This is a genomic window from Chroococcidiopsis cubana SAG 39.79 (genome assembly GCF_003991895.1).
Lineage (GTDB): Bacteria > Cyanobacteriota > Cyanobacteriia > Cyanobacteriales > Chroococcidiopsidaceae > Chroococcidiopsis > Chroococcidiopsis thermalis.
The window spans coordinates 1-1,508 of sequence record NZ_RSCK01000241.1 but is presented as its reverse complement, the minus strand read 5'-3'; the positions used below and the strand labels follow the sequence as shown (position 1 = coordinate 1,508).

Here is a 1,508-nt window from a genome sequence, read left to right as displayed (position 1 = left end):
GTATGCCTTCATTTTTATCTGGGCAGAATACACAACATTACTATTAATCGTACCTCAGTAGACTAGGAATTGCTCTATATCAAGCTTTTGTTAGAAATTGTCAAACAGGAGCCTCAAGACTTCGAATTTGAATTTGGTCGATGGACGGGAGAACGATTAGCGACATACTTAGCAGAACAAACTGGAATTCACTTAAGTGGTTCTCAAGTCAGGAGGATACTGAAGCGAAAAAAGTATAGCTACATCTGGGCAAAGTATAGCTTGGAAGACAAGCAGAATCCTGCTTTAAGAGCAGAATTTAAACAAAAGTTTCAAAAATATTTAAGTTTCAGCAAAGAAAACCCAGAGCGTTTGCAGGTGTGGTTTTGGGATGAAACTGGATTTAGTCTTCGAGTCATAAGACGTAAAACATGGGGTAAAAAAGGAAAAAGAAAAAAGGTAACAGGACAACGCAGACGGGGACGGGTTAATGTCATGGGCGGTCTCCGAGAGCAAGACCATAAACGGCTGTGCTTTTTCATTAAAAAAGGGGATGCTGATACTTTTTACAAACAGTTACAACAGTTAAACGAGTTAGTGAAACAGGAATGGGTAGTGAATGGTAATCAAGCTGAAGAATTCCAGGACATCGAACCAAAAATCCTCATAATTCTAGACAACGCTAGTTACCACAAACGGTTAGATCTCAGAGAGAAGATAACTAAGGAATTGCCCAACATAATTCTGGAATTCTTACCAACATATAGTCCTGACATGAATCTAATTGAATTAGTCTGGCATTCGTGTAAAGAATTTATTGCTCATAGATTGTTTCAATCGGTAGAAGAACTAGAAGCTCTGTTAGAAAGACCCTTGAATCAAGGAGAGCTTATTATTAAGTGGCAGCGTAAAATCAAAAATAAAGGCAATGGTGTTATTGCAGCTTAAATGCACATTAGCTTATCTTCGGTAAGTAGGAAGACACTAATCATTACACGGCAGGCTTCGGGTCATGTCGCAGCATATATAGGTTTGGTCGAGTGGAGATTAAAGCCTGCCGTGTAATTATTCCAGTCCAGATACTTATCTCTTGTCGTACCGCAACAGTATCGGAGATGATGACGGAAAGAGGATTAGAAGTTGACCATACAACTATATATGGATGGGTGCTTTCCTTCTGCTCCAGAACCGGAAAAACGGTGCCGTCCGCACTTGAAGCCAACTAACGATTCGTGACGAGTGGATGAGACTTACATCAACGTGAAAGGCAGGTGGAAGTATCTGTATCGGGCAGTCGATGCGGCTGGTAATACAATTAATTTTATGTTGAGTGCGCGCGTGAGATAGACGAGCAGCCAAACGTTGCTTGCGTAAAGCTTCAAAGGCAACCCACATTCAACCTCCTCGTGTAACTAATGTCGATAAAAATGCTGCTTATCCACCATTGATTGAATATTTACTAACCAGAGCATAGAATAGTGAACAGTTTTAGGTTGCGGCGTAAGCAACATGTTTCTCACGAAAAAAGT

General features: G+C 40.5%; 2 pseudogenes. Both read left to right on the top strand.

The features are described 5' to 3' along the window. Positions 1–75 precede the first annotated feature (75 nt). Positions 76–927, top strand: a pseudogene (locus DSM107010_RS37660) (IS630 family transposase); the annotation flags it as partial. A 136-nt stretch (positions 928–1,063) separates the two neighbouring features. After that, positions 1,064–1,438: pseudogene (locus DSM107010_RS41885) on the top strand (IS6 family transposase); the annotation flags it as partial. Positions 1,439–1,508 lie beyond the last annotated feature (70 nt).